27 protein-coding genes are annotated in these 22,602 nt (G+C 56.6%); 20 read left to right on the forward strand and 7 right to left on the reverse strand.

Translation table 11 applies throughout. The annotated features are described in order from the left end of the window. Positions 1-8 precede the first annotated feature (8 nt). Genes fliS through AC27K1_RS01680 form a run of 7 tightly spaced genes read left to right on the forward strand, consistent with a single transcriptional unit; the run spans position 9 to position 5,211 of the window. Positions 9-425 (forward strand): flagellar export chaperone FliS, encoded by a 417-nt coding sequence (gene fliS, locus AC27K1_RS01650; RefSeq protein ID WP_487147805.1) that lies wholly within the window; start codon positions 9-11, stop codon positions 423-425. Further along, entirely contained in the window at positions 406-723 is a 318-nt protein-coding gene (locus tag AC27K1_RS01655; protein WP_487147806.1) for a hypothetical protein, read from the forward strand. The genes fliS and AC27K1_RS01655 overlap by 20 nt, the downstream gene beginning before the upstream one ends. Before the next feature lie 23 nt (positions 724-746). Further along, the gene (locus tag AC27K1_RS01660) at positions 747-2,024 is read left to right on the forward strand and encodes a flagellar hook-length control protein FliK (RefSeq protein WP_487147808.1); all 1,278 of its coding nucleotides are present in this window, start codon (positions 747-749) and stop codon (positions 2,022-2,024) included. Between the two features lie 46 nt (positions 2,025-2,070). After that, positions 2,071-2,574 (forward strand): flagellar basal body-associated FliL family protein, encoded by a 504-nt coding sequence (locus tag AC27K1_RS01665; RefSeq protein WP_487147809.1) that lies wholly within the window; start codon positions 2,071-2,073, stop codon positions 2,572-2,574. Between the two features lie 19 nt (positions 2,575-2,593). Next, a complete protein-coding gene (locus tag AC27K1_RS01670) occupies positions 2,594-3,352 on the forward strand; it encodes a sigma-70 family RNA polymerase sigma factor (protein WP_487147811.1) in 759 nt (252 codons plus the stop codon). Positions 3,353-3,356: 4 nt separating this feature from the next. Continuing rightward, positions 3,357-4,211, forward strand: a complete 855-nt coding sequence (motA, locus tag AC27K1_RS01675; RefSeq protein WP_487147813.1) for a flagellar motor stator protein MotA — start codon at positions 3,357-3,359, stop codon at positions 4,209-4,211. A gap of 19 nt (positions 4,212-4,230) precedes the next feature. Continuing rightward, positions 4,231-5,211: a flagellar motor protein MotB gene (locus tag AC27K1_RS01680; RefSeq protein WP_487147815.1), complete on the forward strand. Its 981-nt coding sequence runs from the start codon at positions 4,231-4,233 to the stop codon at positions 5,209-5,211. On the opposite strand, the gene flgA is transcribed toward AC27K1_RS01680, so the two are convergent. Beyond that, positions 5,212-5,946: a flagellar basal body P-ring formation chaperone FlgA gene (flgA, locus tag AC27K1_RS01685; protein ID WP_487147816.1), complete on the reverse strand. Its 735-nt coding sequence runs from the start codon at positions 5,944-5,946 to the stop codon at positions 5,212-5,214. A gap of 279 nt (positions 5,947-6,225) precedes the next feature. Between flgA and flgB the strand changes: the two genes are divergently transcribed. The 13 genes from flgB to AC27K1_RS01750 all read left to right on the forward strand — a co-directional run bounded on the left by flgB (position 6,226) and on the right by AC27K1_RS01750 (position 16,897). Beyond that, on the forward strand, positions 6,226-6,612 hold the full coding sequence (gene flgB / locus AC27K1_RS01690; RefSeq protein WP_487147817.1) for a flagellar basal body rod protein FlgB: 387 nt from the start codon (positions 6,226-6,228) through the stop codon (positions 6,610-6,612). A 14-nt stretch (positions 6,613-6,626) separates the two neighbouring features. Then, complete coding sequence (flgC, locus tag AC27K1_RS01695) at positions 6,627-7,058, forward strand: flagellar basal body rod protein FlgC (RefSeq protein WP_395177069.1); 432 nt, start codon at positions 6,627-6,629, stop codon at positions 7,056-7,058. 10 nt (positions 7,059-7,068) lie between these two features. After that, entirely contained in the window at positions 7,069-7,728 is a 660-nt protein-coding gene (locus AC27K1_RS01700) for a flagellar hook assembly protein FlgD (protein WP_487147819.1), read from the forward strand. A 61-nt stretch (positions 7,729-7,789) separates the two neighbouring features. Next, entirely contained in the window at positions 7,790-9,016 is a 1,227-nt protein-coding gene (flgE, locus tag AC27K1_RS01705; RefSeq protein ID WP_487147820.1) for a flagellar hook protein FlgE, read from the forward strand. A gap of 27 nt (positions 9,017-9,043) precedes the next feature. Then, on the forward strand, positions 9,044-9,784 hold the full coding sequence (locus tag AC27K1_RS01710; RefSeq protein ID WP_487147822.1) for a flagellar basal body rod protein FlgF: 741 nt from the start codon (positions 9,044-9,046) through the stop codon (positions 9,782-9,784). 27 nt (positions 9,785-9,811) lie between these two features. After that, positions 9,812-10,600, forward strand: a complete 789-nt coding sequence (gene flgG, locus AC27K1_RS01715; RefSeq protein ID WP_487147824.1) for a flagellar basal-body rod protein FlgG — start codon at positions 9,812-9,814, stop codon at positions 10,598-10,600. Further along, positions 10,597-11,322 carry a flagellar basal body L-ring protein FlgH gene (locus AC27K1_RS01720; protein WP_487147826.1) on the forward strand — a complete coding sequence of 242 codons (726 nt, stop codon included), beginning with the start codon at positions 10,597-10,599 and terminating at the stop codon, positions 11,320-11,322. Before flgG ends, AC27K1_RS01720 begins: the two co-directional genes overlap by 4 nt. A gap of 14 nt (positions 11,323-11,336) precedes the next feature. After that, positions 11,337-12,449 (forward strand): flagellar basal body P-ring protein FlgI, encoded by a 1,113-nt coding sequence (locus AC27K1_RS01725; RefSeq protein WP_487147827.1) that lies wholly within the window; start codon positions 11,337-11,339, stop codon positions 12,447-12,449. A gap of 14 nt (positions 12,450-12,463) precedes the next feature. Further along, positions 12,464-12,796 (forward strand): rod-binding protein, encoded by a 333-nt coding sequence (locus AC27K1_RS01730; RefSeq protein WP_487147828.1) that lies wholly within the window; start codon positions 12,464-12,466, stop codon positions 12,794-12,796. 27 nt (positions 12,797-12,823) lie between these two features. Next, positions 12,824-14,782 (forward strand): flagellar hook-associated protein FlgK, encoded by a 1,959-nt coding sequence (gene flgK, locus AC27K1_RS01735; protein ID WP_487147829.1) that lies wholly within the window; start codon positions 12,824-12,826, stop codon positions 14,780-14,782. Between the two features lie 35 nt (positions 14,783-14,817). After that, entirely contained in the window at positions 14,818-15,984 is a 1,167-nt protein-coding gene (gene flgL, locus AC27K1_RS01740; RefSeq protein WP_487147831.1) for a flagellar hook-associated protein FlgL, read from the forward strand. A 131-nt stretch (positions 15,985-16,115) separates the two neighbouring features. Next, positions 16,116-16,415, forward strand: a complete 300-nt coding sequence (flgM, locus tag AC27K1_RS01745) for a flagellar biosynthesis anti-sigma factor FlgM (RefSeq protein ID WP_487147832.1) — start codon at positions 16,116-16,118, stop codon at positions 16,413-16,415. Further along, positions 16,412-16,897, forward strand: a complete 486-nt coding sequence (locus tag AC27K1_RS01750; protein ID WP_487147834.1) for a flagella synthesis protein FlgN — start codon at positions 16,412-16,414, stop codon at positions 16,895-16,897. Before flgM ends, AC27K1_RS01750 begins: the two co-directional genes overlap by 4 nt. On the opposite strand, the gene AC27K1_RS01755 is transcribed toward AC27K1_RS01750, so the two are convergent. From AC27K1_RS01755 to fliE, 6 genes are read right to left on the reverse strand one after another with little or no spacing between them, the layout of a single operon-like run. Beyond that, on the reverse strand, positions 16,898-17,338 hold the full coding sequence (locus tag AC27K1_RS01755; RefSeq protein WP_487147836.1) for a flagellar export protein FliJ: 441 nt from the start codon (positions 17,336-17,338) through the stop codon (positions 16,898-16,900). It abuts the gene before it with no gap. After that, positions 17,335-18,714 carry a flagellar protein export ATPase FliI gene (gene fliI / locus AC27K1_RS01760; RefSeq protein ID WP_487147838.1) on the reverse strand — a complete coding sequence of 460 codons (1,380 nt, stop codon included), beginning with the start codon at positions 18,712-18,714 and terminating at the stop codon, positions 17,335-17,337. Before fliI ends, AC27K1_RS01755 begins: the two co-directional genes overlap by 4 nt. Continuing rightward, positions 18,711-19,580, reverse strand: a complete 870-nt coding sequence (locus AC27K1_RS01765; protein ID WP_487147839.1) for a FliH/SctL family protein — start codon at positions 19,578-19,580, stop codon at positions 18,711-18,713. The genes fliI and AC27K1_RS01765 overlap by 4 nt, the downstream gene beginning before the upstream one ends. A 25-nt stretch (positions 19,581-19,605) precedes the next feature. After that, positions 19,606-20,622, reverse strand: a complete 1,017-nt coding sequence (gene fliG, locus AC27K1_RS01770) for a flagellar motor switch protein FliG (protein WP_487147840.1) — start codon at positions 20,620-20,622, stop codon at positions 19,606-19,608. Beyond that, entirely contained in the window at positions 20,619-22,241 is a 1,623-nt protein-coding gene (gene fliF, locus AC27K1_RS01775; RefSeq protein ID WP_487147841.1) for a flagellar basal-body MS-ring/collar protein FliF, read from the reverse strand. The genes fliG and fliF overlap by 4 nt, the downstream gene beginning before the upstream one ends. 23 nt (positions 22,242-22,264) lie before the next feature. After that, positions 22,265-22,594, reverse strand: a complete 330-nt coding sequence (gene fliE / locus AC27K1_RS01780; RefSeq protein WP_487147843.1) for a flagellar hook-basal body complex protein FliE — start codon at positions 22,592-22,594, stop codon at positions 22,265-22,267. Positions 22,595-22,602 lie beyond the last annotated feature (8 nt).

A 22,602-nucleotide genomic window follows, 5' to 3' on the forward strand; every position in this document is an offset into this window, starting at 1 on the left:
AGACCTCCATGCCGAATGATACGGCAGGACTGAACGCGTACCGCGCCGCGCAGAACCAGGCCCAGGCTCTGACCGCTGATCCACATCGGCTGATCCAGCTGCTGTTTGCCAACCTGATGATGTCGCTGCAGAAAGCCCGGGGGTTTCTCGAAAGGAAGCAGCTCAACGAAAAAGGCCAGGCCATTACCCATGCCATTGAAATCCTGCTGGCGCTGGATGAGGCCATCGACGAGGAGAAAGGCGGTGAGCTGGCTGGCAATCTCCGGGCGCTGTACAACTACTGCGTCCGGCAGTTGATCGCCGCCAACCAGGAATGCTCCATGGAGAAGGTGGAAGAAGTGCAGCGCCTCATGCTGGAGATCAAGGTGGCCTGGGACTCCATTGAAGGCAAGACCGGTGACAGTGATGCAACAGCCGCGCAGTGATGCTGAACTGGCGCGGGCGCTGGACGCCGTAAGGGATGAGTTGGCGACCGCCTGGCAGGCATCGGACTGGATCGCGCTGAAAACAATAGAACCCCGCGCCAGGGCGCTGGCGGAGCAGGGCTTTTGCGGAACGCCCGCAGGCACTGTGCTGGAAGCGCTGCGTGCGCTGGAACAGTTATACCGCAGGATTGTGTCTGAAAGCGCTGTCGGGAAGCGGCGGATCAGGGACGAATTGTGCAATGTCCGGGATAACAAGGTGGCGATTTCGTCTTACCAGGCCACCCGGGCCATGAATTAGGGAAAATCGGGCGCTAAGTTGTCATGGAAGGTTCGACAGTAACGGACAGTAGCCTTCTGCCGATCAGTATGCCGGTGCCACTGCAGCCGCAGACGCCACCGGTGGCAGTCAATGGTACTGAATCCTCTACACAAACGCTGACGTTTGCAGACCTGTTCAGCCGGATGATGTCCGCTGAAGCCAGTCTGGCATCCGGTGAGTTCCAGCTCGCGACGGATTTATCGCCACAGGCCACAGTTTTGCCTGAAACGACGCCAGTTCTGACACAGCGGCAAGCTGCGCCGGGTGAGTTGTCAATGCTTCCGGCATTACTGCAGCCTGAGAGCGGGCAGGCGCAGCTGGCACAGGCATTACCTGATGTCATGGCAGCAGTAAACCCGGGAGAGTCGGGCCAGACGCCTGTTACTGAACTTCCTGGGTCACCAGAACGTCTCCCGGCGTTGATATCTGAAATCCTTTCCCAACAGCAGGCGACAGCAAATAAGCCTCTGGTTCAGGCTGATCCTGCTCTGGTCGCGGGTGAAGTCGCTGATGACGTGATGTTGCCCGGTACCAACGCAATAACGGCGGCGAAGTTACACAAGCCGCTATTGCAAGGTGAGCAACAGGTTGCCACTGTGTCTCAAGGGGCGCCAGAGGCTGACACCTTACCCTTGATGCCAGACCCCTCACGTACAGCACCCTCGGTCCAGCTTCCCGAAGGAATAGTAGAGCTTGAACAGGGACTGGGGAGGGCAACATCGGCAACGTTGCCAGAGACATCCATACAGGTGCGTCCTGTAGAAACAGCGGTCACCGCAGCAGGATCGGTCACAGAGCGGGCAGTGACCGCCCCGGAGGCGCCAGCCTCGCCAACCGTTGTTGAAAAGCCTGTTACCGCCAGGGCTCAGCTGGAACCAGCCGGCCCCGGACAGTTGGGTGACCGTATCATTGTGATGATTAACCGTGATCTGCAACAGGCCCAGATTCGCATGGACCCCCCGGAGCTCGGTCACCTGAAAATTGCGCTGGCTGTGGATGGCGATCAGGTATCCGTGCAGTTCACAGCCAGCCAGCCCGGGCTGCGAGAGCTGATCATTCAGCAGACTGACCGGCTGCGCCAGCATCTGGAAAGTCAGCAATTGAACCTGGTCAGTGTGGATGTTTCCACCGACCAGGGTCGAGACCCCCGTCATCCTGCCCATGAGTATGGGCCTGCCGCTTCAGTTCCCTTGTTTTCCGCCGATGTTTCCGGTGATGAGGGGGTATTGCCTGTGACCGTGCAGCAGTACTCCTCCGGACTCCTGGATGTGTTTGCCTGAGAGCCGGAAAAATCACTAATAGAACAAGTGGGTTAGGGGACACTTCATGAGTGAAGAAGAAGCCGGCAAGGAACAGGAGAGTTCTTCCGGTAAATCGACCAATTTATTACTGATCATCCTGATTGTGCTGATGCTGGTGGGCATTGGTGGCGGAGCGGCAGCGTTTTTCATGATGCAGAAGAATGCCTCTGCGTCGGCAGAACCCGTGGCGGCCGAAAAACAGCCTCCGGCCAAACCGATTTTTTATCCCCTGAGTCCGTTTGTTCTCTCTCTGACCGGCGACCGTCGCGCACGGTATATGCAGATTGAGTTGTCGATAAAAATCATTGATGAAAAATACCGCGAAATTCTGGTGGATTACAGCCCGATGGTTCGTCACCGGCTGATCGAGGTGCTCAGTGGATTGCCGTACACCGATGTGATTCAGCCCGAGGCGCCGGACAAGATCGGAGAACATGCGCTGAGCAGTCTGAACAAGCTGTTCGAGGAGCAGGGCATCGAAGACCCGGGTATTGACGACATTATCATAACCAACCTGGTGATCCAGTAACGGGAGTAAGGACGCCACGGTGAGCAGCGATGACGGTGAACCGCCGATGAAAGCAGAGGATCAGTCCGAGGCCGTCAACAAATACCGGAATATTCAGGAATCCGGTGTCAATGAACTGGTGCGCAGGCATATGGGGCTGGTCAGGAAGATTGCCTATCATCTGGCGGGTTCTCTCGGTAACAGCACGCCGGTGGAGGATCTGATCCAGTCCGGAGTGGTCGGGCTCCTTGAAGCGGCGGGGCGTTATGACCAGAGCACCAATGTGGCGTTTGAGTACTTTGCCCGTCCACGAATACGGGGTGCAATGGTGGACCTGGTGCGGGAGGGCGACTGGCGACCCCGGCGCATTCGTGAGGAGAGCCAGAAGATCACCCGGGCTATTACGGCAGTGGAAGCCAGGCTGGGGCGTCCAGCGACGGACCGGGATATTGCCGAAGAGCTGGGGATGGCATTACAGGATTACCAGCACATGTTGATGAACACCCATGGTGCTCGTCTGCTCAGCCTGGATGCGCTGGAAGAAAGCAGTGAGCCCGGCAGGGAAGATGCACCGGTTGACTCCGATTTTCTCAAGGCCAGCTGCGGCAAGGCGCTGGCCGACGCCATCGGGCAGATGCCCGAACGGGAACAGCAACTGCTGAACCTTTATTACGTACACGAAATGAACATGAAAGAGATTGCCCTGATCCTGGAGATCACGGAATCGAGGGTCTGTCAGCTGCACCGACAGGGCGTGTTGAAACTCAGAAGCTATATGGAATCGTGGCGGAGTCACTGAAACTATGTCCAAGATTATAGGGATGTTGACGGTTATCATTTCGGTGTGTCTCGGTTATGTGCTGTCCCACGGCAACTTGAGAACACTCTGGCAGCCTTTCGAGGTGTTGATCATCGGGGGAGCGGCGTTCGGCGCCTTTGTGCTGGCAAACCCCATGCATGTGGTCAAGGATACCGGTCGTCATGCCAAGTATGTATTCACCGGGTCAGGGTATAACCCCGAGCTTTTTATGAGCCTGCTGCACCTCATGCACGACCTGTTCAAAACCGCCCGTAAACCCGGCGGCAAAAAAGCGCTGGAAGAACATATTGAAGATCCGGAAAAAAGCGCGCTGTTTTCCAAGTTTCCCACCATCCAGAGCAAGCATGCCATTGTGCATTACATCTGTGACTATATCCGCCTTTCGCTGGCCGATAACCTGGAACCCCATGACTTTGACGCCCTGATGGATGAAGGGCTCAAAACCTTTGCCGATGAAGCCGAGCATCCGGGGCATGCCCTGCACGAAGTGGCTGAATCGTTGCCCGGTTTCGGGATCGTGGCGGCGATACTGGGGATCGTTATCACCATGGGATCGCTGGACGGTCCCGCCGCGGAAATCGGCAACCACATCGCGGCGGCCCTGGTGGGAACCTTCCTGGGGGTACTGTGCGGCTATGGGTTTGTCGGACCCATCTCCAAAGCGATTGGCTATTCCGTCAGTTATGAAATCAAGGCGCTTGAGTGCGTCAAGGTCTGCCTGAGCAGTTACCGTAACGGCATGCCGCCGGTCCTGGCGGTGGACGCCGGTCGCGGCACCCTGTTCCATGACGTTAAGCCCACGTTTTTCGAGATGGAAAAAGTGGTTAACGAAGGCTGAGTGAAAGGGAATTATTGCCGTGTCATCCAAGGGAAAAGTGGTCATCGTCAAGAAGGTCATCAAGGGAGGTGGTGGCGCTCATGGCGGTTCCTGGAAAGTGGCGATGGCCGACCTGGCCCTGGCCATGATGGCGCTGTTCATGGTGCTCTGGCTGCTCAGCGTGACTGACGAGGAACAGCTAGAGAACATCACGGCTTACTTCAAGGACCCCGGCGCCTTCCGGCATTCCGGTTCACCTCACCCGATCAAGCTCAGTGGTTCTCCCAGCACGGTGAAGGATATCACTAGCAAGGGTCCCAGCCTGCAGGGACGTGCCGGGCCTGATGTTATTGGTGACACCCAGCCATCCCCCCGGGGGGAAAAACTGAGTTTTGATGATGTTATGGGTGATCTCCGGATGCTGTTGGGCAGTGAGAAAACCCAGTACCAGCAGGAGGATCCGGTCTATATGGAAGTTCTGCCGGAAGGCTTGAGACTGGTGATCCTCGATTTTGAGGACAAAAATATGTTTCGCCGGGGCAGCAGCCGGCTGACACCGTACTATGAAGATCTCCTGCTGATGATGGCCCAGGTATTAGGCAAGACTGAGAACAAGATTCTGGTGAGCGGTCATACGGATGCGGCGTCTTTTTCCGAAAACCATTATTACGGTAACTGGAAACTGTCTGGCGCCCGGGCACAGGCGGCTCAGCGAACCCTGGCCTATGGTGGCATTCCCGACGAGCGGTTCATGATGGTGTCGGCAATGTCGGATCACAGGCCAATCCAGCCCGGCAATCCCGAGTCGGGCTCCAACCGGCGCATTGAGTTGCTATTGCTGAACCCTGAGGCAGAAAAGAAGCTGGGCAGGCTATTCTCGCCGATCGACAAGGATGGCCAGGAAAAAGAGTCTCCGATATCAGAAGAAACGATGGAGGATATCAAGGAGGAGACTGACGCCAACAACTTGCCGGAAGAACTGCGGCCTCCCCCTCTCAGTGAGGAGACAACAGAAGAATAGTCAGGGAATGACCGTGGCGACTTTCCCTGAAGCGATGACTCTCGCGTTGACCACCTTGCCCGAAGAGCTGTTTCTCACCTGAATGGTGTCATCAATGGCGCCGCCTTCGAGTGCCATGCCTTTCATGGAGACCGTGACACCGTTGATGCGGGCTTCAATCACCACACCATCATTTTTCCGGATGACCCTGGGCGGTTCGACCATATCCGGTCGCACGATCTGTGCCGGTGTGATGCGTCGGCTGGCCATTTGCCCGGTAAGTTCCTGTTTATGAGCAAAATAGCGTCCTCTTATCTGGTTTAAGCTGACCGGCTGAATGGTCAGGTCATCGGTTCGGATGATCTGGTCGCGGTCGATAGTGCGGGCGCTTTTTACCACTGGCAGTTCTATGCGGATATTGGCCTTGGCATGGATGGACCAGCGGGGTTCCCGGCACACGGCCTTGACCGTGATATTGCCAACCAGCAGGCGATTCTGGCCGGGAATAATAATGTCAGGGCTATGCAGGCAGGCTCCCAGCGTTTCCACATTCGGCGGTGTGACAGTCACCTGCTGCAGACTGGTGGCAGGGTCACGGATGTAGGCGGCTGTTTTTTCCATGAGGGCGGTTGTTGCGGCATCCACAATCTGTGAGGCCGTATCCGTTTCAGAGGGATTCGTTTCTGCGTGGAGTGCGGAGGGATCCATCAGGATAAGGGCGGTCATTAATGGCAGAGCCTTAACCGATGTTTTCATACACTGTCCCTCGTACCGGCACTGACCGGAAAGGCGATTCCGCTTTACCGGATCAGGCGGAAAATGCATTCCGGAAAATCCGGCCCATCTTTTCAAGATATCTGACAGCGCGGTATCTGCAAGTTCGTTCCTCAAATAACGGGAAGGGCTTTATCTCCGACCTGGTGGGGAAATCGTAAACGAACGCAACGCGATTTCTGTGTTCGATTGTCAGGTTGGCACGCTTCTGGCAAACCAATAGATACTTGATGCCATAACAATAAAAGACAGGACGTCTTCATGGGAATCAGCTTTGACAAAGGGCTTGGGGTTCATCCGCAGGCACTGCAATTCAGAATACAACGCAGCACGGTGCTTGCCAGCAACCTGGCGAATGTGGATACACCCGGGTTCAAGGCAAAGGATGCGGTTTTTGCCTTTGATCCGGTGTTGGAAAACACCGTCGGACTGTCTTCATCAGACAAACAACACATGGGTCTGCCGTCACAGTCGGCTGAAGGTATGGCCATGTATCGCATTCCCAACCAACAAACAGCGGACGGTAATACCGTTGAACTTGGGGTTGAGCAGGCGGCTTTTGCCCGCAATACGCTGGATTTCCAGACCAGCTTCACGTTTCTCAACATGAAATTCAAAGGCCTCGACAGGGCAGTTAACGGGCGCTGACAGGGAGGTCAGGTATGTCGCTGAGTGATGTATTCACCATAGCCGGATCGGCTGCCACGGCGCAGACCATCCGCCTTAACACCATAGCCAGTAACATGGCCAATGCAGAGAGCGCCGGGGCTACACCGGAAGAAGCCTACAAGGTGCGTAAGCCGGTTTTTTCCCTGGTATTTGATGATCAGTTCAGGTCGATGGACGGTCCGAGCCGCCCGGTGGCAAAGGTGACGGTCAGCGAAATCATGGAAATCGAGGCGACTGATGAGGACCGGCGCTATATGCCCGATCATCCGGGGGCAGATGCTGAAGGTTACGTTTATTTCCCCAAGATCAACGTCATTGGCGAAATGGCTGACATGATGTCGGCTTCGCGCAGTTACCAGAGCAGTATTGAATTGATGTCGACTGCCAAGAAAATGCAGCAGCGTCTGCTGTCGCTGGGACAATAAGGAGGTTGTCATGGCATTGGATATTCCCGGGCTGTCGGGTAGCTCATCCACTTCAGGCACGACAGGTGCCAGTGCTGTGGCCGGCACCAATCAAATGGGGCAGGAAGAGTTCCTGGAGATGCTGCTGGCGGAAATTAATAACCAGGATCCGCTCAATCCCCAGAGTAGCAGTGAGTTTGTGGGGCAGCTGGCCCAGATCACCAGCGTAGAGAACCTGAACAGCCTTAACAGCCAGATTACCGGACTGGTCAGTTCGCTGCAGTATTCCCAGGCCATGCAGGCGACCGATCTTGTGGGCAAGACGGTGACGGTACCCATGAACATCATGGAACTGGAAAACACGGGCACCATGAGCGGGGAAGTCCAGGTGCCAGTGAATGCTGACAGGCTACAGGTCTTTGTCCAGGACGCCACAGGCCAGATTGTTTCCAGCATGGATTTCGGACCTCAGTATTCCGGCACCCTGCCGTTTACCACGGATGACCTGGAGAAAGGTATTTACTCCATTTCAGCTGTTGCCACCTACGGCGCGGATACTGAAACCGTGCCGGTGGCGCTGAGCACGAAAGTGGACAGCGTCGTCATTCCGGGGGGCGGTAAGGAAATTGAATTGAACCTGGCAGGCATTGGCGCCATGCCGGTTTCGCAGGTCAGCCGCATAGGTCAATAAACGATCAGTAACGCTGCAGTTGCAGTAATTATCGGTAACGTCAGTACAGAGGAGGTACGCCATGTCATTCGGCATTGGTTTGAGCGGTATGAAGGCCGCAAAGCGGGATCTGGAAGTGGTCAGTAACAACATTGCCAACTCCAATACCGTGGGTTTCAAGTCATCACGGGCAGAATTCGCCGATGTGTATGCCTCAACGCTGGATGGCAGTAATGCCAGGGTTGTCGCCGGCGCCGGTGTCAAGGTGGCGGCCGTTACCCAGAGCTTCCAGCAGGGTAACTTCAGTTATACCAACGGGGTGCTTGATATGGCGATCACGGGCAACGGTTTTTTTGTTGTCAATGACAATGGCTCATACCTTTATAGCCGGGCCGGTTTTTTCGAGCTGGATCGGGAAAACTACGTAGTGAATAACCTGGGGCATCGTTTACAGGGATTTGCTTCTGATTCTGCGGGTAACATCCTGTCAGGGAGTATTACCGATCTCCAGGTCGATTCATCGGATATGCCGGCCCGGGCAACATCGGAACTGACGGGTTTAATCAACCTGGATTCCCGTAGTTCGATCCCGAGCGTTGCGACATTCAATTCATCTGACCCGAACAGTTACAACACAACCATGGCCTTTAACGTGTATGACAGTCTGGGTAATCCCCATACACTGGGCCTTTATTTTGCCAAAGACCAAGCCAATCCCAACGAGTGGAGTATTCATTACCAGCTCGATGGTGTTGATGTCGGCACCACCGATACGTTGAACTTTGATACGAACGGGCAGGTTGCAGCGGGCAGTGGCAACTATGTGCAGACTATTCCCGCGGCCACGCTGGGTAATGGTGCTGATGCGCTTAACCTCAATCTTGACCTGAGCGAAATGACTCAGCTGGGGATCAGCTCATCGGTCAACGGAGCCATTCAGAATGGTTTCCCACCGGGTAAGTTATCCGGTATCCAGGTCAGTGAGGCGGGGCAGCTGGAGGCTCTTTACTCCAATGGCCAGACCCTCACCCAGGGGCAAATCATCCTTGCAGGTTTCACCAATGAACAGGGGCTGCAGCCCATCGGCGATAGCCTGTGGCGAAGCAGTTATGATTCAGGTGATCCCGCTTATGGTCTTGCGGGTACCGGCACCCTGGGATCCCTGGAAGCTGGCGCCCTGGAACTCTCGAATGTGGATTTATCGATAGAGCTGGTGCGGCTGATCGAAGCGCAGCGGAATTACCAGGCCAACGCGAAGACGATTGAAACATCCAACAGCCTGACCCAGACACTGATGAATATCATCTGATGATGGGGCAGACAGGAGCAGGGCGACATGGATAAGTCCCTTTATATCGGTTTCTCCGGAGTGACCCGTGCGATGCAGGCTCAGCAGGTGCATGCCAATAACCTGGCCAACCTGAACACCCGTGGATTTCGCAAGGACTTTGTCCATTCCATGGCCATTCCGTTAACGGGGGATGGGCATACCAGCCGGGTCATGACCATGGCAACCGGAACCAGCAGCGCCATGGGGGTTGGGCCTGCCATTCATACCGGTCGTAACCTGGATATCGCGATCTCTGATGAAGGCTGGATTTCGGTGATTGATGACAATGGTCAGGAAGCCTATACCCGGGCAGGACACCTGCGTCTGGATGCTGAAGGGCAGCTGGTTACAGGCAGTGGTCGTCCGGTGGCCAGCCTGGGGGGGGCAATCGATGTACCGCAATACCGCCATATCGAAATTGGTGGTGATGGCACTATCAATATTGTTCCGGTGGGGGGCGTTACCGTACAGCCTGTCGCTATCGGGCAGATAAAACTGGTAAATCCGGATCCCCGGGACATCATCAAGGGACCGGATGGCCTGTTCCGGCGAATCGATGGACAGGAAGCGGATCAGGATGCCGGGGTACAGGTCAAGGCCGGATACCTGGAAGCCAGTAATGTGAATGCCGTGGAAGAAATGGTTCAGTTCATGAACCTGGCGCGGCAGTTTGAGTTTCAGTTCAAGGTGATGAAAACCGCGGAGACGCTGGCCGCCAGTGGCGACCAGTTGATACGCGCCGAATAAAAGGAAGTACAGAGGGGTACAGGGACGATGAACCCGGCTTTATGGATCAGTAAGACAGGCCTGGCGGCGCAGGATCGCCACATGGCGACGATTTCCAATAATCTCGCCAACGTCAATACCGTGGGCTTCAAGCGTGACCGGGTCAGCTTTGAAGATCTTTTTTACCATATCGAAAAGCAACCGGGCGCACTGGCGGATCAGCAGAATATCCTTCCATCAGGCATGCAGGTCGGAACCGGTGTCCGGGTCACCGGTACACAGAAAATATTCACAACCGGTAACTATCAGACTACGGAACAGGCACTGGATATGGCCGTTGTCGGTAATGGTTTTTTCCAGATCGCCATGCCGGATGGTTCACAGGCTTATACCCGTAACGGTCAGTTCCATATGAATGCCGAGGGCACCATCGTGACGGCCAATGGTTTGCCGCTGGAGCCCGGTATTCAGATACCGAGTGATGCCGTTTCTGTCACTGTCAGTGAAAATGGCAGTGTGATTGCGGCATTGCCGGGTGTTGTTGAACCCGTGGACCTTGGCCAGATTCCTCTCATTACCTTTGTGAACTCGGCGGGCTTGCAGGCCAAGGGGGGCAACCTGTTTGTTGAAACGGCCGCCAGTGGTGCACCTGTAGAAAACCTCGCCGGTGCTAATGGTGTCGGGAAGATCAAGCAGTTCACATTAGAGATGTCCAATGTCAGTGCGGTAGAGGAACTGGTGAACATGATCTCGGTACAACGTGCCTACGAGATGAATTCCAAGGTGATCTCTGCGGCGGATCAGATGATGCAATTTGCGAATCAGGCGCTGGGATGATCATGAGGCTTAATATTCTTGTTCTGACGTGTATTGGGCTACTGGTAACCGGTGGTTGTTCAACGGCGCCCCAGCAAAAAATATTGCGGGATATTCCCGTTGCAGAAGAAGCCGTTTTGCAGGCGCCTGCACAACCAAAACCTGCGGTTATTCAACTGGCTGAACATCATGGCAGTCTCTTCAGCAAAGCCTATTCCATGCAGCTGTTTTCCGATCGAAGGGCTTATCGGTCTGGCGACATCCTGACCGTGAAACTGGAAGATGGCACCCGTATTACGAAAGATTCAAATACGACAATGGACAAGCGTGGCTCGATCAGTATGGCGGACCCCATCATTTTTGGTAAGACCGGCGCTGATATTCTTGGCGGGGCAAATTCACTGGCGTTCAATGTCGCGCCCAACCGGAACTTTACCGGGAACACGGCGCTGTCACGGGGCTATAGCATTCAAAGTGGCTATGTCACGGTTCAGGTGACGGAAGTGATGAACAACGGTGCGCTGCGGGTCAAAGGGGAAAAGTGGCTCAAGCTGAATAATGAAGCTGAGTTTGTCCGCTTGAGCGGCCTGGTCCGGCCTGAGGATATTGATACGAATAACGAAGTCTCCTCAAGACGGCTGGCGGAAGCCAAAATTACCTATTCCGGCGTGGGATACCAGGAGGATGTTCACGAGCCAGGCTGGTTGCAGAGACTTATCAACAGTCCGTTTTTCCCGTTTTAGGCAAAGGAGTCGCTATGGGCAAGGAAGCCTGCAAACGACAGATTGCGATGTGCATGGGGTTGCTGCTGTTTTTGATTGCAGTGCCGACTCGTGCGGAACGTCTGCTGGATCTGGTGGATATCCAGGGGATTCGTAATAACCCCTTGATTGGCTATGGCCTGATTGTCGGGCTGAACGGTACGGGGGACAAGTCAACAGAATTCACTGACCAGTCACTGAAAAACCTGTTGCGGGAGTTTGGCGTCACCCAGGCGGGAACTGACCTTAAATCCAAGAATGTCGCGGCCGTTTCGGTGCATGCGACCCTGACGCCTTTTGTACGACCAGGTCAGCGTATTGATATCAGCGTCTCCTCTTTGGGGGATGCCAAGAGTCTCAGTGGCGGCACGTTATTAATGACACCACTCAAGGGGATTGATGGGGAAATTTATGCCGTTGCACAGGGCGACCTGGTGGTCGGTGGAGCCGGCGCCAGTGGCGCCAGTGGTTCCAGTGTCACCATCAATACGCTGACGGTGGGACGTATACCTAATGGCGCTATCGTGGAACGCGGCGTGCCCAGCAGTTTTGCTTCCAATCGTGAGATTGTGCTGAACCTGAGAGACCCGGGTTTCAGTACAGCCCGCCGGATTGTTCAGGCTGTGAATAACAAATTTGGTCCGGATGTGGCGCGGGCCCGCGACAGCGCCTCGATTGTCATCGCGGCGCCACCGGATAGCAGTCAGCGGGTGACGTTCATGTCGGTACTGGAAAATCTTGATATCGAGGCTGCCGCGCCGCCAGCGCGCGTGATTTTCAATTCACGCACCGGCACCGTGGTGATAGGGCAGAATGTCAAAGTGCTACCGGCGGCAGTCAGTCATGGAAGTTTGATTGTCACTATCAACGAAGGCACAAATGTTACCCAGCCGAACCCTGAAGGGCAGGGGCCTGCGGTGTTGACCCCTGAAAGTGAAGTCGCGATAGAGCAGCAGCGCGGTGCACTGTTCATGCTGCCGGAAGAAGCCTCCCTGCAGGATATTATTTCAGCCATCAACAGCGTGGGCGCTTCCCCGACGGACCTTATGTCCATATTGCAGGCCCTGAAGCAGGCCGGCGCACTCAGAGCGGAGCTGATCGTCATATGATGCCAGGGATGAACATGGACTATTCCGGGATGGTTTCCGGCGCGGATTTACTGACGCACCAGAACCGGCCCAAAGGAATGGAGGAGGCGACGAAGGCGTTTGAGTCGCTGTTTATCAACATGATGCTAAAGAGCGCCAGGGCCGCCAATGAAACCCTCGGCGGTGATGACCTGCTCGGCGGCAACGAGATGTCGCTGTATTACTCGTTGATGGACAGCCGGATCGCAACGGAAATGAGCAAGACCGGCGCGTTTGGCCTGGCGGAGGTCATGATGCGCCAGTTCGGTTATGGGCAGGGCATGGAAGCCGATAAGCAGAAAGGCGCCCTGCTCGATCAGACCATCTGAGCCGGGAAGCGGTAAAGGAGTACACCCATGAGTTTGCTGGAAATTGGAAAAAGCGGCATTTTCTCCTCCCAGAGAATAATGGAGACCAGCAGTCACAATGTCGCCAATGTCAATACGCCGGGTTTCAGCCGTCAGTCTGTAGAGCTTTATAGCATGTCAGGCCAGCGATCCGGCGGGGGGGTTACGATTGGCGATGTCCGCCGGATTCACAACCAGTTCCTGACGGGGCAGATCCGTGAAAGCATGACCGTGTACAACCAGGCGAACACGGCGGCAGGTTATATGTCCACCCTGGACGACTACCTGGGCAATGAAGGCGCGGTGCTGTCTGCCGGCCTGGAGCAGTTCTTTGCGGCGGTGAATGCGTCAACCGTCGATCCACTGTCGTCTGTTGCGCGGCAGAACATTGTCAGTGAGGCCGCTTCACTGGCACAGCAGTTCCACGGGGTGTATGAACAGCTGGAAGGCCAGGCCAGCCTGCTGAATAACCAGATGGTGGCGGTCTCTGAACAGGTCAATGCCCTGGCCGCCAGTATTGCCGATTACAACGAAAAGATACAGGCAGCCTGGAATGGCATCAATCCACCGAATGACCTGCTGGACCAGCGTGAGCGCGCGCTGGAAGAACTGTCCGGAATGGTCGGCATCAGCGTGCTGGAAGTGGAGCAGGGGATGGTCGCTGTCTACATCGGTTCCGGCCATCCGCTGGTGCTGGACAACCGTTACTCCACCCTGGAGGTGATCGATGATCCACTGGATCCCAATATCGTGGGGCTGGGACTCAACAACTCTTTTGCGGTGGTGCCCCTGTCCAGCAACCTGGGGGGAACTATCGGTGGCCTGCAACAGTTCCAGAGCGGGGTGCTGAGCAGCGCGCTGAACGAGCTGGGCCGGATGGCCGTGGTGTTTTCCGACCAGGTGAACCAGACCCTCGCCACCGGGTTTGACCTCGGTGACCGGCAGGGCTGGCCGTCCAGCCAGCTGATGGCGGATATCAACTGGCAACCCGCGCCGGACCGGGTGGTGGCCTCGGACATTAATACCGGCTCGGCGGAGTTTGGCGTTAACGTGGTGAACCAGGCCGGGATTATTGCCGGTGGCGAGTATGAAATGAGTATTGCGGGTGGTAACTATGACATCGTCCGCACCATCGACGGTGTCAGCGTGGCTACCGGGACGGTGGCGTCACTGGCCACGACGAACCCTGTCTTTGACGGGCTTGAACTGGAGCTGTTCACCGATCCGGCCAATATCCAGAACGGGGATGTCTATACCGTGGAGTTTCCGCTCAGTGGCATTCCGGCGTCCAAGCGGATCCGGATCGCGACCAGCGTGCCGGGTAACGACGCGTTCATGCTGTTGGCCGTACAGGATTCAACCCAGCTGACCGGCAGCGACTATGAATTGCGTATCCATGACAACGGCGGCACGCCGGAATACCGCATTACCCGCCTGTCTGACGGCCTTCAGGTAGGCTCCGGGGCCGTGCCGGCCACCGCCCCGCCGGGGGCCATTCTGGCCGATTTTGACGGTATGCAGCTCACCATCAACGGGGGAACGCTCAACGTAGACGAGATCTATCGCCTGCAGCCCACCCGCCAGGGCAGTGATGAAATTGCCGTAGCGAATGACAATATTACCCAGCTGGCGCTGGGGGGCGAGATTTCCGCCCCCGGGGACAATACCGTGGCCAGGCAACTGGCGGCGCTGCAGACCAGTGATGTGATTGGCGGCGAGTTCAATCTTTCCGAGGGCTACACCCAGCTGGTGGGACGGATCGCTGTCATGACCTTCCAGACCAGCACGGCCATGGAGACCGGTCAGTCGTCCCTGCTCAGGGCCCAGGAGGAGCGCAACAACTTCAGCGGCGTCAACCTGGATGAAGAAGCCATGAACCTGATCCAGGCCGAGCAGGCCTATGCCGCGAGCGCCCAGGTGATCGCCGCGGCGCAGCGGGTGTTTGATTCCCTGATCAGCCTGTTGTAACTCGTAGTAATCCGAAGTAACAAGGAGGTTATGCCATGCGTGTCAGCACGGTGCAGTACAACAACATGATGATCGCTTCCATGCAGAAACAGGGGGCGGAACTGGCCAAAACCTATGATGGCATTACCTCGGGCAAGCAACTCCAGCAGCCGTCCGATGATGCGCTGGCAGCGGTGCAGGTGCTGCACCTGGACAAGGAAGTGGCGTTCCTGGAGCAATATCTGAGCAACATCGATGGCCTGGATTCGAAACTGCGTCAGGAAGAAACCCTGCTTACCAATATGGTGAACGTCCTGCAGGGTATCCGCGAGACTGTGGTGCTGACCGGTAACGTAGCACTGGGTTCGGATGGCCTGAAGTCCATGGCCGGGGTCATTGATGAGCAGATGGATGAGCTGCTGGGCCTGGTCAATTACCAGCGTGCGGACGGGCAGTACTTCTTCTCAGGCACAACATCCCAGACGGTGCCGGTAGTGGAGACCGCGACCCCCGGAGAGTACGAATACCAGGGCACGGAAGGGCAGCGGCTGGTTGCGGTCAACGGCACCACGGATATTGCCGCCAATGATCCGGCCACGGACCTGTTCTTCAACAGCGGTATCCAGGCGGTCACGGCCGTGGGCAGTGCGCTGCTTGAGGAGGTCACGGTGCTTGACCTGGCGACCTTCAGCCAGTATGACAGCATTTCGGTGGAGAATGTCGCCGGTACCTGGACCACCACGGCGACGCCGAATGATGGCGGCCCGGCGGTCCTGCTGCCAACCACCGTTACCGGCGATGAGCTGACCATTACCGGGCTGGTTTCTGCCAGGATCAATGGCGCCACGGCGCCCGGCGATCGTTTTACCCTGACCGCCGTTGACACGTTTACCGCGTTGTCAGCCTTTGCCACGAACATTTCTGACAGCCGGACTTTCGTACCGGGCGAGATGCTTGGCGACATGCTGAAAACCATCGACAACACCATTGACAAGATCGGGCAGGTTCAGACCCGTATTGGCGGCAGCCTCAATACCATGGCCTCCATCGGCAGCAGCCATGAGGATGTCATCCTGATGAACAGCACCCTGCGTTCCGGACTGGAAGACCTGGATTATGCCGAGGCCATCTCCCGGCTCAACCTGCAGCAGACCGCCCTGAGCGCGTCACAGCAGACGTTCGTCAAGATCCAGGGGATGTCCCTGTTTGATTACATGCGGTAAACGGCCGCGCCAGCCCCTGTGGGCTGTCAGAAAAGCAACGAAATATTGCCGGTTTTGGCTCTCGCAGATTCAAGATTTACAGAAAATTACCGATTGTTTGATTCAGGACGATCAGGAAAAAAGAGTCTGCCATGTCCAGGATAAGTGGAGTCAACAAAGCGGGTTCCGGCGCCCGGTTATCGGGGATGACGGCGACCCGAAAGGTGCCGGCTCCCTCTGCCATTACCGGTACGGACCGGTTGGAACTGAGTGACCAGGCACAGTTGCTGGGTATTCTGGAAGAGGATGCCGAGCAATTGCCGGTGATTGATATGGCCAAAGTAGAGACGTTACGGGAAGCCATTCAGTCCGGAAAAATGCCCATAGACCGGGAGTTGCTGGCTAAAAAAATCCAGCAATTTGAGCGTTTTCTTCAGGATATCGACTCATGACCACTACAGCCCCCGACGCGACACTCTCAGCCCTGCGTCAAACCAACCGGCTTCTGACACAAATGGAGCAATTGCTGGAGCAGCAATACCGGTATCTGCTGTCCCGGGATATGGTCTCCCTGGAGCAGGAGAGCAGTCGGCTGTCGGGGTTGATTGAAGAGCTGGAAGTCGATACCGCACACAGAAACCAGCATCTGGCATCCCGGGGGCTGACAGCCGATATGGCGGGCATGAACCAGTTGATTGACGGGTTGCCTGCGGATGTTCAGGGTGACGGACGTGAGCTTTGGACAACCATCCGAAAGCAGATGGTGCGCTGCCGCGAGATGAACCTGATGAATGGCCGCCTGCAGGGACGGTTGCGTTCAGCCACGGCCAGGCTGGTGGAGTTGTTCTGGGGAAATACAGTGGCTCAGCCTGGCTACAACCAGGGGGGGCAACTGGAGCGCGCCAGTCGCCCGAGAAACATTGACCAGGCCTGATCAGGCATCCTGACGATGATCGATATATTGCCGGATGGCATGATCATCCAGCATCTTCTGCTCGCTCTTAATGAGTTTCAGGCGGCTTTTCTGCTGCATTTTTTCCAGTAATTTTTCCATTGCCTTGAGCTTGCGGTGCTCACCCGCGGCCTGCAGGCTGAGATCATTGTATTCCTGTTGACCGCGGTCGACCCGCTGGTGCTGCAAATCGGCCACCTGCTGGAGAAGGTTTCGAAAGCGGATCAGGTTGACCACGGACATGGGCGTCACCTGGGTATCGGTGTCTGTCCGGTAGTCACTGATGGCCTGCTTCAGGTAAGTCAGCTGGTCACGCTGTTGATTGAGGCTCTGCTCTGACTGGAGCGCTTTTTTCATCGCTTCCCGGTAGCGCTGCTGTTGAATTTCCAGGCATTTCTCCAGGAGCTGGACTGATGTGCTCATGCGACCTCCGTATTGTTACCAGGGGTTGGCGCGGGCGCGGCGCCACCCTGCCACAGTGAGTAGAGTTGCTGGATACAGCTGGCATGATCAATCCGTTCATACATGCCCTGCTTGAGATAGCCCTGCATCAGCGGGTAAAGCTGAATGGCGCGATCCAGCTCCGGATCGGCGCCACGTTGATAGGCGCCGATCGCCATCATGTCCCGGAACTGGTGGTAGCGGGAGTAATAGTGTCGGAAGACCTGGGCCGCTTTCTGCTGCGTTTCATCAGTGATCTGTGGCATGGCCCGGCTGATGGAGGATTCGATATCAATGGCGGGGTAGTGACCACTGTCAGCCAGCTCTCGGCTGAGAACAATATGCCCATCCAGGATGGATCTTGCTGAGTCCGCCACCGGATCCTGCAGGTCATCCCCTTCGGACAGCACGGTGTAAAACGCGGTAATGGAACCGCTTCCTTCAATCCCGTTTCCGGCCCGCTCCACCAACTTGGGAATCTGGCTGAACACGGAAGGGGTATATCCCCTTGTGGCTGGAGGCTCCCCGACCGACAGGGCGATTTCCCGCTGAGCCTGGGCATAGCGGGTCAGGGAATCCATCAGTAGCAGAACATCCTGTCCCTGGTCACGGTAGTATTCAGCCATCCGGTGACAGAGTAAGGCGGCGCGCAGGCGCATGACCGGCGACTCATCGGCGGGAGCCGCAATAACCACGGTTCGAGCCAACCCTTCAGGCCCGAGGGTGTGTTCGATGAATTCCTTCACCTCACGCCCCCGCTCACCGATCATGCCGACAACGGTAATATCCGCCGTAGTATTTCGGGTCATCATGCTCAGAAGCACGCTCTTGCCGACCCCACTGCCAGCCATCAGTCCAAGTCGTTGTCCTTTACCCACGCTCAGCAGGCCATTGATGGCCCTGACACCGACATCCAGCGGGTCAGTAATGGGTTTACGATGCAGCGGGTTGATTGGAGGGCTGCTCAGCGGAATGGTGACGTCGGGCCGAATGCTGCCCTGGTTATCCAGTGGTTCGGCCAGCCCATTAATAACGCGACCGAGGAAACGGTTGCCGACAGGAATCGCCATATCGTGACCGAGGGGCAGCACCCGATCACCGGGCTGCAGCCCACTGGCATTGCCCAGCGACATCAGGAAATGGACTGAATCATTAAAGCCCACGACCTCAGCTTCCAGACAACGCTTGTCCCGGCGGGATTCGATCCGGCAACGGTCACCTACCGCCAGCTGGCAGCCTGATGCTTCCAGCACCAGACCGGTCATTTTGGTCAACCGTCCGTAGATGCGGGCGACCGGCAGGGACTGAATCCGGTCTGCCAGTGTCAGGCCGTGCCCTTCATCACCGGATGTGGTCATGTCAGCCGCTCCTCGACTTCATCCGGCATGTAGAGACGAACCATGTCGAGACAGTCCTGGATGCGTTGTTCGATATTCGCTTCCGCTTCCAGTTCGCCGTTTTCAATCCGGCAGTTACCGGGTTCAATCTCGGGGGCGGCAAAAATCTCCCACTGTTCGCGGAGTTCCGGTTTGAACTGCAGCAGGCGTTCGGAGTCCACGGGATTCAGGTAAATCTGGAAAGTGCCATCGTTGCCTGGCAGGCTTTGCAGGGTATTGCGGATAACCCGGTAAATTTGTTCCGGACGGCTCTTGGGCTCACTGCGGATGATCTGCCGGACAATCGTTTCCACCAGTGTAGAGAGCCATTCACTCATCTCATCCCGTCGGTTCTCATAGAGGCTGCGAACATTGCTCAGAATACTGTTCAGCTGGGTGATAAGGGCCGTGATTTCCTGCTCACTGTTTGATAATGCTTCCTTGTAAGCCTGTTCGCGACCGCTGGTGATACCTTCCTTAAGCCCCTGCTCAAAGCCTTCCTGGCGGCCTTCGGCCAGCCCTTCATTACGACCTTCTTCCAGCCCCTGCTGATGGCCCTGCTCATAGCCATCCTTACGCGCCAGCGCCATGCCCTGGCGGTAACCATCAGCAAAGCCCTGTGCGCCGTTGGCCTGGAAATAGGCGCTGTTCTGGTCAATGAGGCCATTGATGTCGGGGTAATCCGAATCGGCTGCCAGTGGCTCCTGAACAACTCTTGACGGTGTCGTTTCCGGCCCGCCCGACGGAATATCAGGGGCATCCTGGCGGGGCGGTCGGCGAAAGGCCGGAAAACTGACCCGCTGGCATTGTTCCTCAGATCCGCGAATAACACGACCTGATTGTTTCATGGCGCGATCCCTGCGTTTTTGCGTGTTATTCAATCATTTCTTCATCTCTGAAGTTCAGCTCGATCTCGCCTTCATCGGCCAGTCGGCGAGCGGTATCGAGCATTTCCTTGCGGGCGGCCTGCACCTGGCTGGCCCGGACACTGCCCAGGTTCTCGATATCATCCAGCAGGTACTTGGCGGAACTCTTGGCCATGTTGTTCAGGATCATGTCCATCAGTTCGTCCGCCGCGCCCTTCAGCGCCATGACCAGGACATCCTGGGGAACTTCAGCGACGATCCGGTTGATGGCTTCGTCATTCACCTTCGCCAGGTTGTCAAAGACGAACATGTGGTTCTCAAGCTCAACCGCCAGGCTCTCATCCTTTTCCTTGAAGTGTGCCAGCAGGCTCTTGGTTTCATCCTCGCTGAGGCGGTTCATGATGTCGGCCACCTGGCGCATGCCGCTGATGGTCGTGTTGTGGCCGGAGTTCAGCTCGACCATGTTGTCATCAAACATGGCGTTGAGTTCCTGGATGATGGCCGGATGCAGTTCTTCCAGCTTGGCAACCCGTGACAGCAGGTCGTTATGGGTGTGCAGGGGCAGCCGCTTGAGCACATCCGAGGCCTGCTTGGAGTCCAGGTTGGCCAGCAGCACGGCCTGCAGCTGCGGGTGCTCATGGGCAATCAGTTCGGCGATGGTGGACGCGCCCATCCACTTGATCATCTCAAGGCCGTTGCCGGTTTCCTCATGCCCGAAGATGGATTCGAGCATTTTGGTGGCGTCTTTTTCACCCATGGCCAGCTGCAGGCTTTTTTCGAGGTATTGCTGGGTACCGCCAATGAAACCGGCTTCGTAGCGGTATTCATGGAAAAACTGGCTCAGGATGGTCTGCACCTCGTCCCGACGCAAGGGCGGCATGGTGGCCATGGCCATGGTGATCTGGCGCACTTCCTGTTTACTGAGGTGCTTGAATACATGGGCGGCGCCTTTCTCGCCCAGGCTCAGCAGCAGGACAGCGACATTCCGGGCTGTCTGGCTGATCTTGTTGTCTTCCGTATTCATGATGATTCCGTGTTCATCCACATTTTAACGACCTGGGCCACCCGCTCCGGCTCCTTGTGGGCCAGTTTTCGTGCGCTTACCAGCTGGGTTTCAAAGTCCGCCACCTCCGGTGGCAGCAGGGAAAGGGACTCGTCGCTGAACAGACCCAGGTCCGGGTGTGCAGCCTTGAAGGCCGCAGCGGCTTCGGCGGCTTCATCCACCGGCGGTGTCAGCGGCTCTGGTGGGCTGACAATCCGCAGCACCAGTGGGCGCAGCAGGAACATGATGACGGCAAGGCTCAGAATGCCGCCGATCAGATAACGAAAGTAGTAGAGGATCTGGGGGGATTCCCACCAGGCAATCCCACCCTCGTTCATGGCTTCGTTCACAACAAAGTTGGCGGTATGGATACTGATCTGGTCATTACGGGCTTCGGTGAACCCGATGGCATCGCGGACCAGCTCCTGTAAATCTTCCATCTGTACACTGCCGCCCGCCATGGCGCTTTCATTGAGGACGATGGCAACACTCAGGCGATTAATCGTGCCCTGTTGCCGGGTGACATGCTTGACCACCCGATCCACTTCGTAGTTACGGGTAAATTCTTTCTGACCGACTTCCTTGGTGGCGGCATGCTCTTCGCCGGTTAAGGGCGGCTCATTGCTCAGCGTGCCCGGAACCCCGGTCTTGCCACCGGTTTCCCGTCGCTCGCTGGAGTGTTCACTGCGTACAGCCTGGGCCTGTGGATCGTACTCTTCGGATGTCTGCTCAATCCGGTTCAGGTCGACATCGGCAGAGACCTCAACCCGGAAATTGCCATAGCCAACGATCGGTTCCAGCAGGGCGCTCACGCGGTTTTCGTAGGTTTGTTCCAGCTTGTCGATGTAGTCCAGCTGGCGTTCGGCCAGGTCCAGGCCATTGTTACTCATGGCCAGTTCCCGTGAGAGGAGCGTGCCGTGCTGGTCAACAATGGAAATGGATTCACGCGCCATCCCGGGCACACTACCGGCAATCAGGTTGACGATGGCTTCGACCTGGGTTTTGTCGAGCGTCTGTCCGGGAAGCAGGTCAACAAAGACGGAGGCAGACGGCTTTTCCGCCTTCCTGACAAAGGCGCTCTTACGGGGCAGCGCCAGGTGAACCCGGGCATTTCTGACCTGTCGGAGGCTGATAATGGTGCGGGCAAGCTCACCTTCGAGCCCCCGTCGATAACGCACATTTTCCAGGAACTGGCTGGTGCCGAGCGGTTGTTCCTTGTCGAGGACTTCCAGCCCCTCTGGTTTTTCCGGCTTGATGCCGGCCGTCGCCAGTTGCATCCGGGCTTCCGGCAGGCGGGCGGCGTCAACCAGTATCTGGCCACTGCCAGGATGCACACGGTAGGCGATGCCCGCCTGCTCCAGGGCATCCGTGACGCCACCAACATCATAGATTTCCTGACTACCATAGAGGGGTTGGTAATCGGTGCTGTTGGACCAGATCACCAGCACGATGGCCAGCGCCAGCGACCCCGCCAGGCTGATCAACATCAGACCCTGGTATTTCGGGTTTTCCCGAATCATGGTGCTGACCCGGGTGAGTACCTGTTGCCAGCGGCTCTGGTACTCTTTTCTTACTGCTGGCGTTGTCTGCTCGTCTGCCATGGCGTCCTGCCTGCACTATCCGGTTAAATCTGCATCCGCATGACTTCTTCGTAGGCGGAAACCACCTTGTTTCGAACCTGCATCAGTGCCTGGAACGACAGGCTGGATTTCTGGGCGGCAATCATGGCGCCCACCAGGTCGGTACTGGCACCGGTTTCAATGGCGCGCATCCGGCTGGTGGAGTCCTGTTGCAGGCTGTTGACGTGATCCAGCGCCTGCTTGAGCACCGAACTGAAGGATGGCTGATCATTCGTGTTGCCAAACTGGCTCAGGTCGATGGGCATACGCTGGCCGAGGTTGACCGGTTGTCCCAGGTTGAGCATTGGTACGTCATCGCCGACAGGTTTGATCATTCCCTTGT

This window comes from Kistimonas ophiarachnellae, from assembly GCF_057552235.1.

What these genes read in the sequence shown, in the direction of transcription:
- AC27K1_RS01700 (WP_487147819.1), top strand. Translation starts at nt 7,069, where the DNA reads ATGGCATTGGATATTCCCGGGCTGTCGGGTAGCTCATCCACTTCAGGC.
- AC27K1_RS01655 (WP_487147806.1), top strand. Translation starts at nt 406, where the DNA reads ATGCAACAGCCGCGCAGTGATGCTGAACTGGCGCGGGCGCTGGACGCC.
- AC27K1_RS01765 (WP_487147839.1), bottom strand. Translation starts at nt 19,580, where the DNA reads ATGAAACAATCAGGTCGTGTTATTCGCGGATCTGAGGAACAATGCCAG.
- motA (WP_487147813.1), top strand. Translation starts at nt 3,357, where the DNA reads ATGTCCAAGATTATAGGGATGTTGACGGTTATCATTTCGGTGTGTCTC.
- fliE (WP_487147843.1), bottom strand. Translation starts at nt 22,594, where the DNA reads ATGATCAAACCTGTCGGCGATGACGTACCAATGCTCAACCTGGGACAA.
- AC27K1_RS01660 (WP_487147808.1), top strand. Translation starts at nt 747, where the DNA reads ATGGAAGGTTCGACAGTAACGGACAGTAGCCTTCTGCCGATCAGTATG.
- AC27K1_RS01720 (WP_487147826.1), top strand. Translation starts at nt 10,597, where the DNA reads ATGATCATGAGGCTTAATATTCTTGTTCTGACGTGTATTGGGCTACTG.
- fliS (WP_487147805.1), top strand. Translation starts at nt 9, where the DNA reads ATGCCGAATGATACGGCAGGACTGAACGCGTACCGCGCCGCGCAGAAC.
- flgA (WP_487147816.1), bottom strand. Translation starts at nt 5,946, where the DNA reads ATGAAAACATCGGTTAAGGCTCTGCCATTAATGACCGCCCTTATCCTG.
- AC27K1_RS01750 (WP_487147834.1), top strand. Translation starts at nt 16,412, where the DNA reads ATGACCACTACAGCCCCCGACGCGACACTCTCAGCCCTGCGTCAAACC.
- AC27K1_RS01665 (WP_487147809.1), top strand. Translation starts at nt 2,071, where the DNA reads ATGAGTGAAGAAGAAGCCGGCAAGGAACAGGAGAGTTCTTCCGGTAAA.
- flgL (WP_487147831.1), top strand. Translation starts at nt 14,818, where the DNA reads ATGCGTGTCAGCACGGTGCAGTACAACAACATGATGATCGCTTCCATG.
- fliF (WP_487147841.1), bottom strand. Translation starts at nt 22,241, where the DNA reads ATGGCAGACGAGCAGACAACGCCAGCAGTAAGAAAAGAGTACCAGAGC.
- flgE (WP_487147820.1), top strand. Translation starts at nt 7,790, where the DNA reads ATGTCATTCGGCATTGGTTTGAGCGGTATGAAGGCCGCAAAGCGGGAT.
- flgM (WP_487147832.1), top strand. Translation starts at nt 16,116, where the DNA reads ATGTCCAGGATAAGTGGAGTCAACAAAGCGGGTTCCGGCGCCCGGTTA.
- fliG (WP_487147840.1), bottom strand. Translation starts at nt 20,622, where the DNA reads ATGAATACGGAAGACAACAAGATCAGCCAGACAGCCCGGAATGTCGCT.
- fliI (WP_487147838.1), bottom strand. Translation starts at nt 18,714, where the DNA reads ATGACCACATCCGGTGATGAAGGGCACGGCCTGACACTGGCAGACCGG.
- AC27K1_RS01730 (WP_487147828.1), top strand. Translation starts at nt 12,464, where the DNA reads ATGGACTATTCCGGGATGGTTTCCGGCGCGGATTTACTGACGCACCAG.
- AC27K1_RS01755 (WP_487147836.1), bottom strand. Translation starts at nt 17,338, where the DNA reads ATGAGCACATCAGTCCAGCTCCTGGAGAAATGCCTGGAAATTCAACAG.
- flgK (WP_487147829.1), top strand. Translation starts at nt 12,824, where the DNA reads ATGAGTTTGCTGGAAATTGGAAAAAGCGGCATTTTCTCCTCCCAGAGA.
- flgC (WP_395177069.1), top strand. Translation starts at nt 6,627, where the DNA reads ATGTCGCTGAGTGATGTATTCACCATAGCCGGATCGGCTGCCACGGCG.
- AC27K1_RS01725 (WP_487147827.1), top strand. Translation starts at nt 11,337, where the DNA reads ATGGGCAAGGAAGCCTGCAAACGACAGATTGCGATGTGCATGGGGTTG.
- flgB (WP_487147817.1), top strand. Translation starts at nt 6,226, where the DNA reads ATGGGAATCAGCTTTGACAAAGGGCTTGGGGTTCATCCGCAGGCACTG.
- flgG (WP_487147824.1), top strand. Translation starts at nt 9,812, where the DNA reads ATGAACCCGGCTTTATGGATCAGTAAGACAGGCCTGGCGGCGCAGGAT.
- AC27K1_RS01710 (WP_487147822.1), top strand. Translation starts at nt 9,044, where the DNA reads ATGGATAAGTCCCTTTATATCGGTTTCTCCGGAGTGACCCGTGCGATG.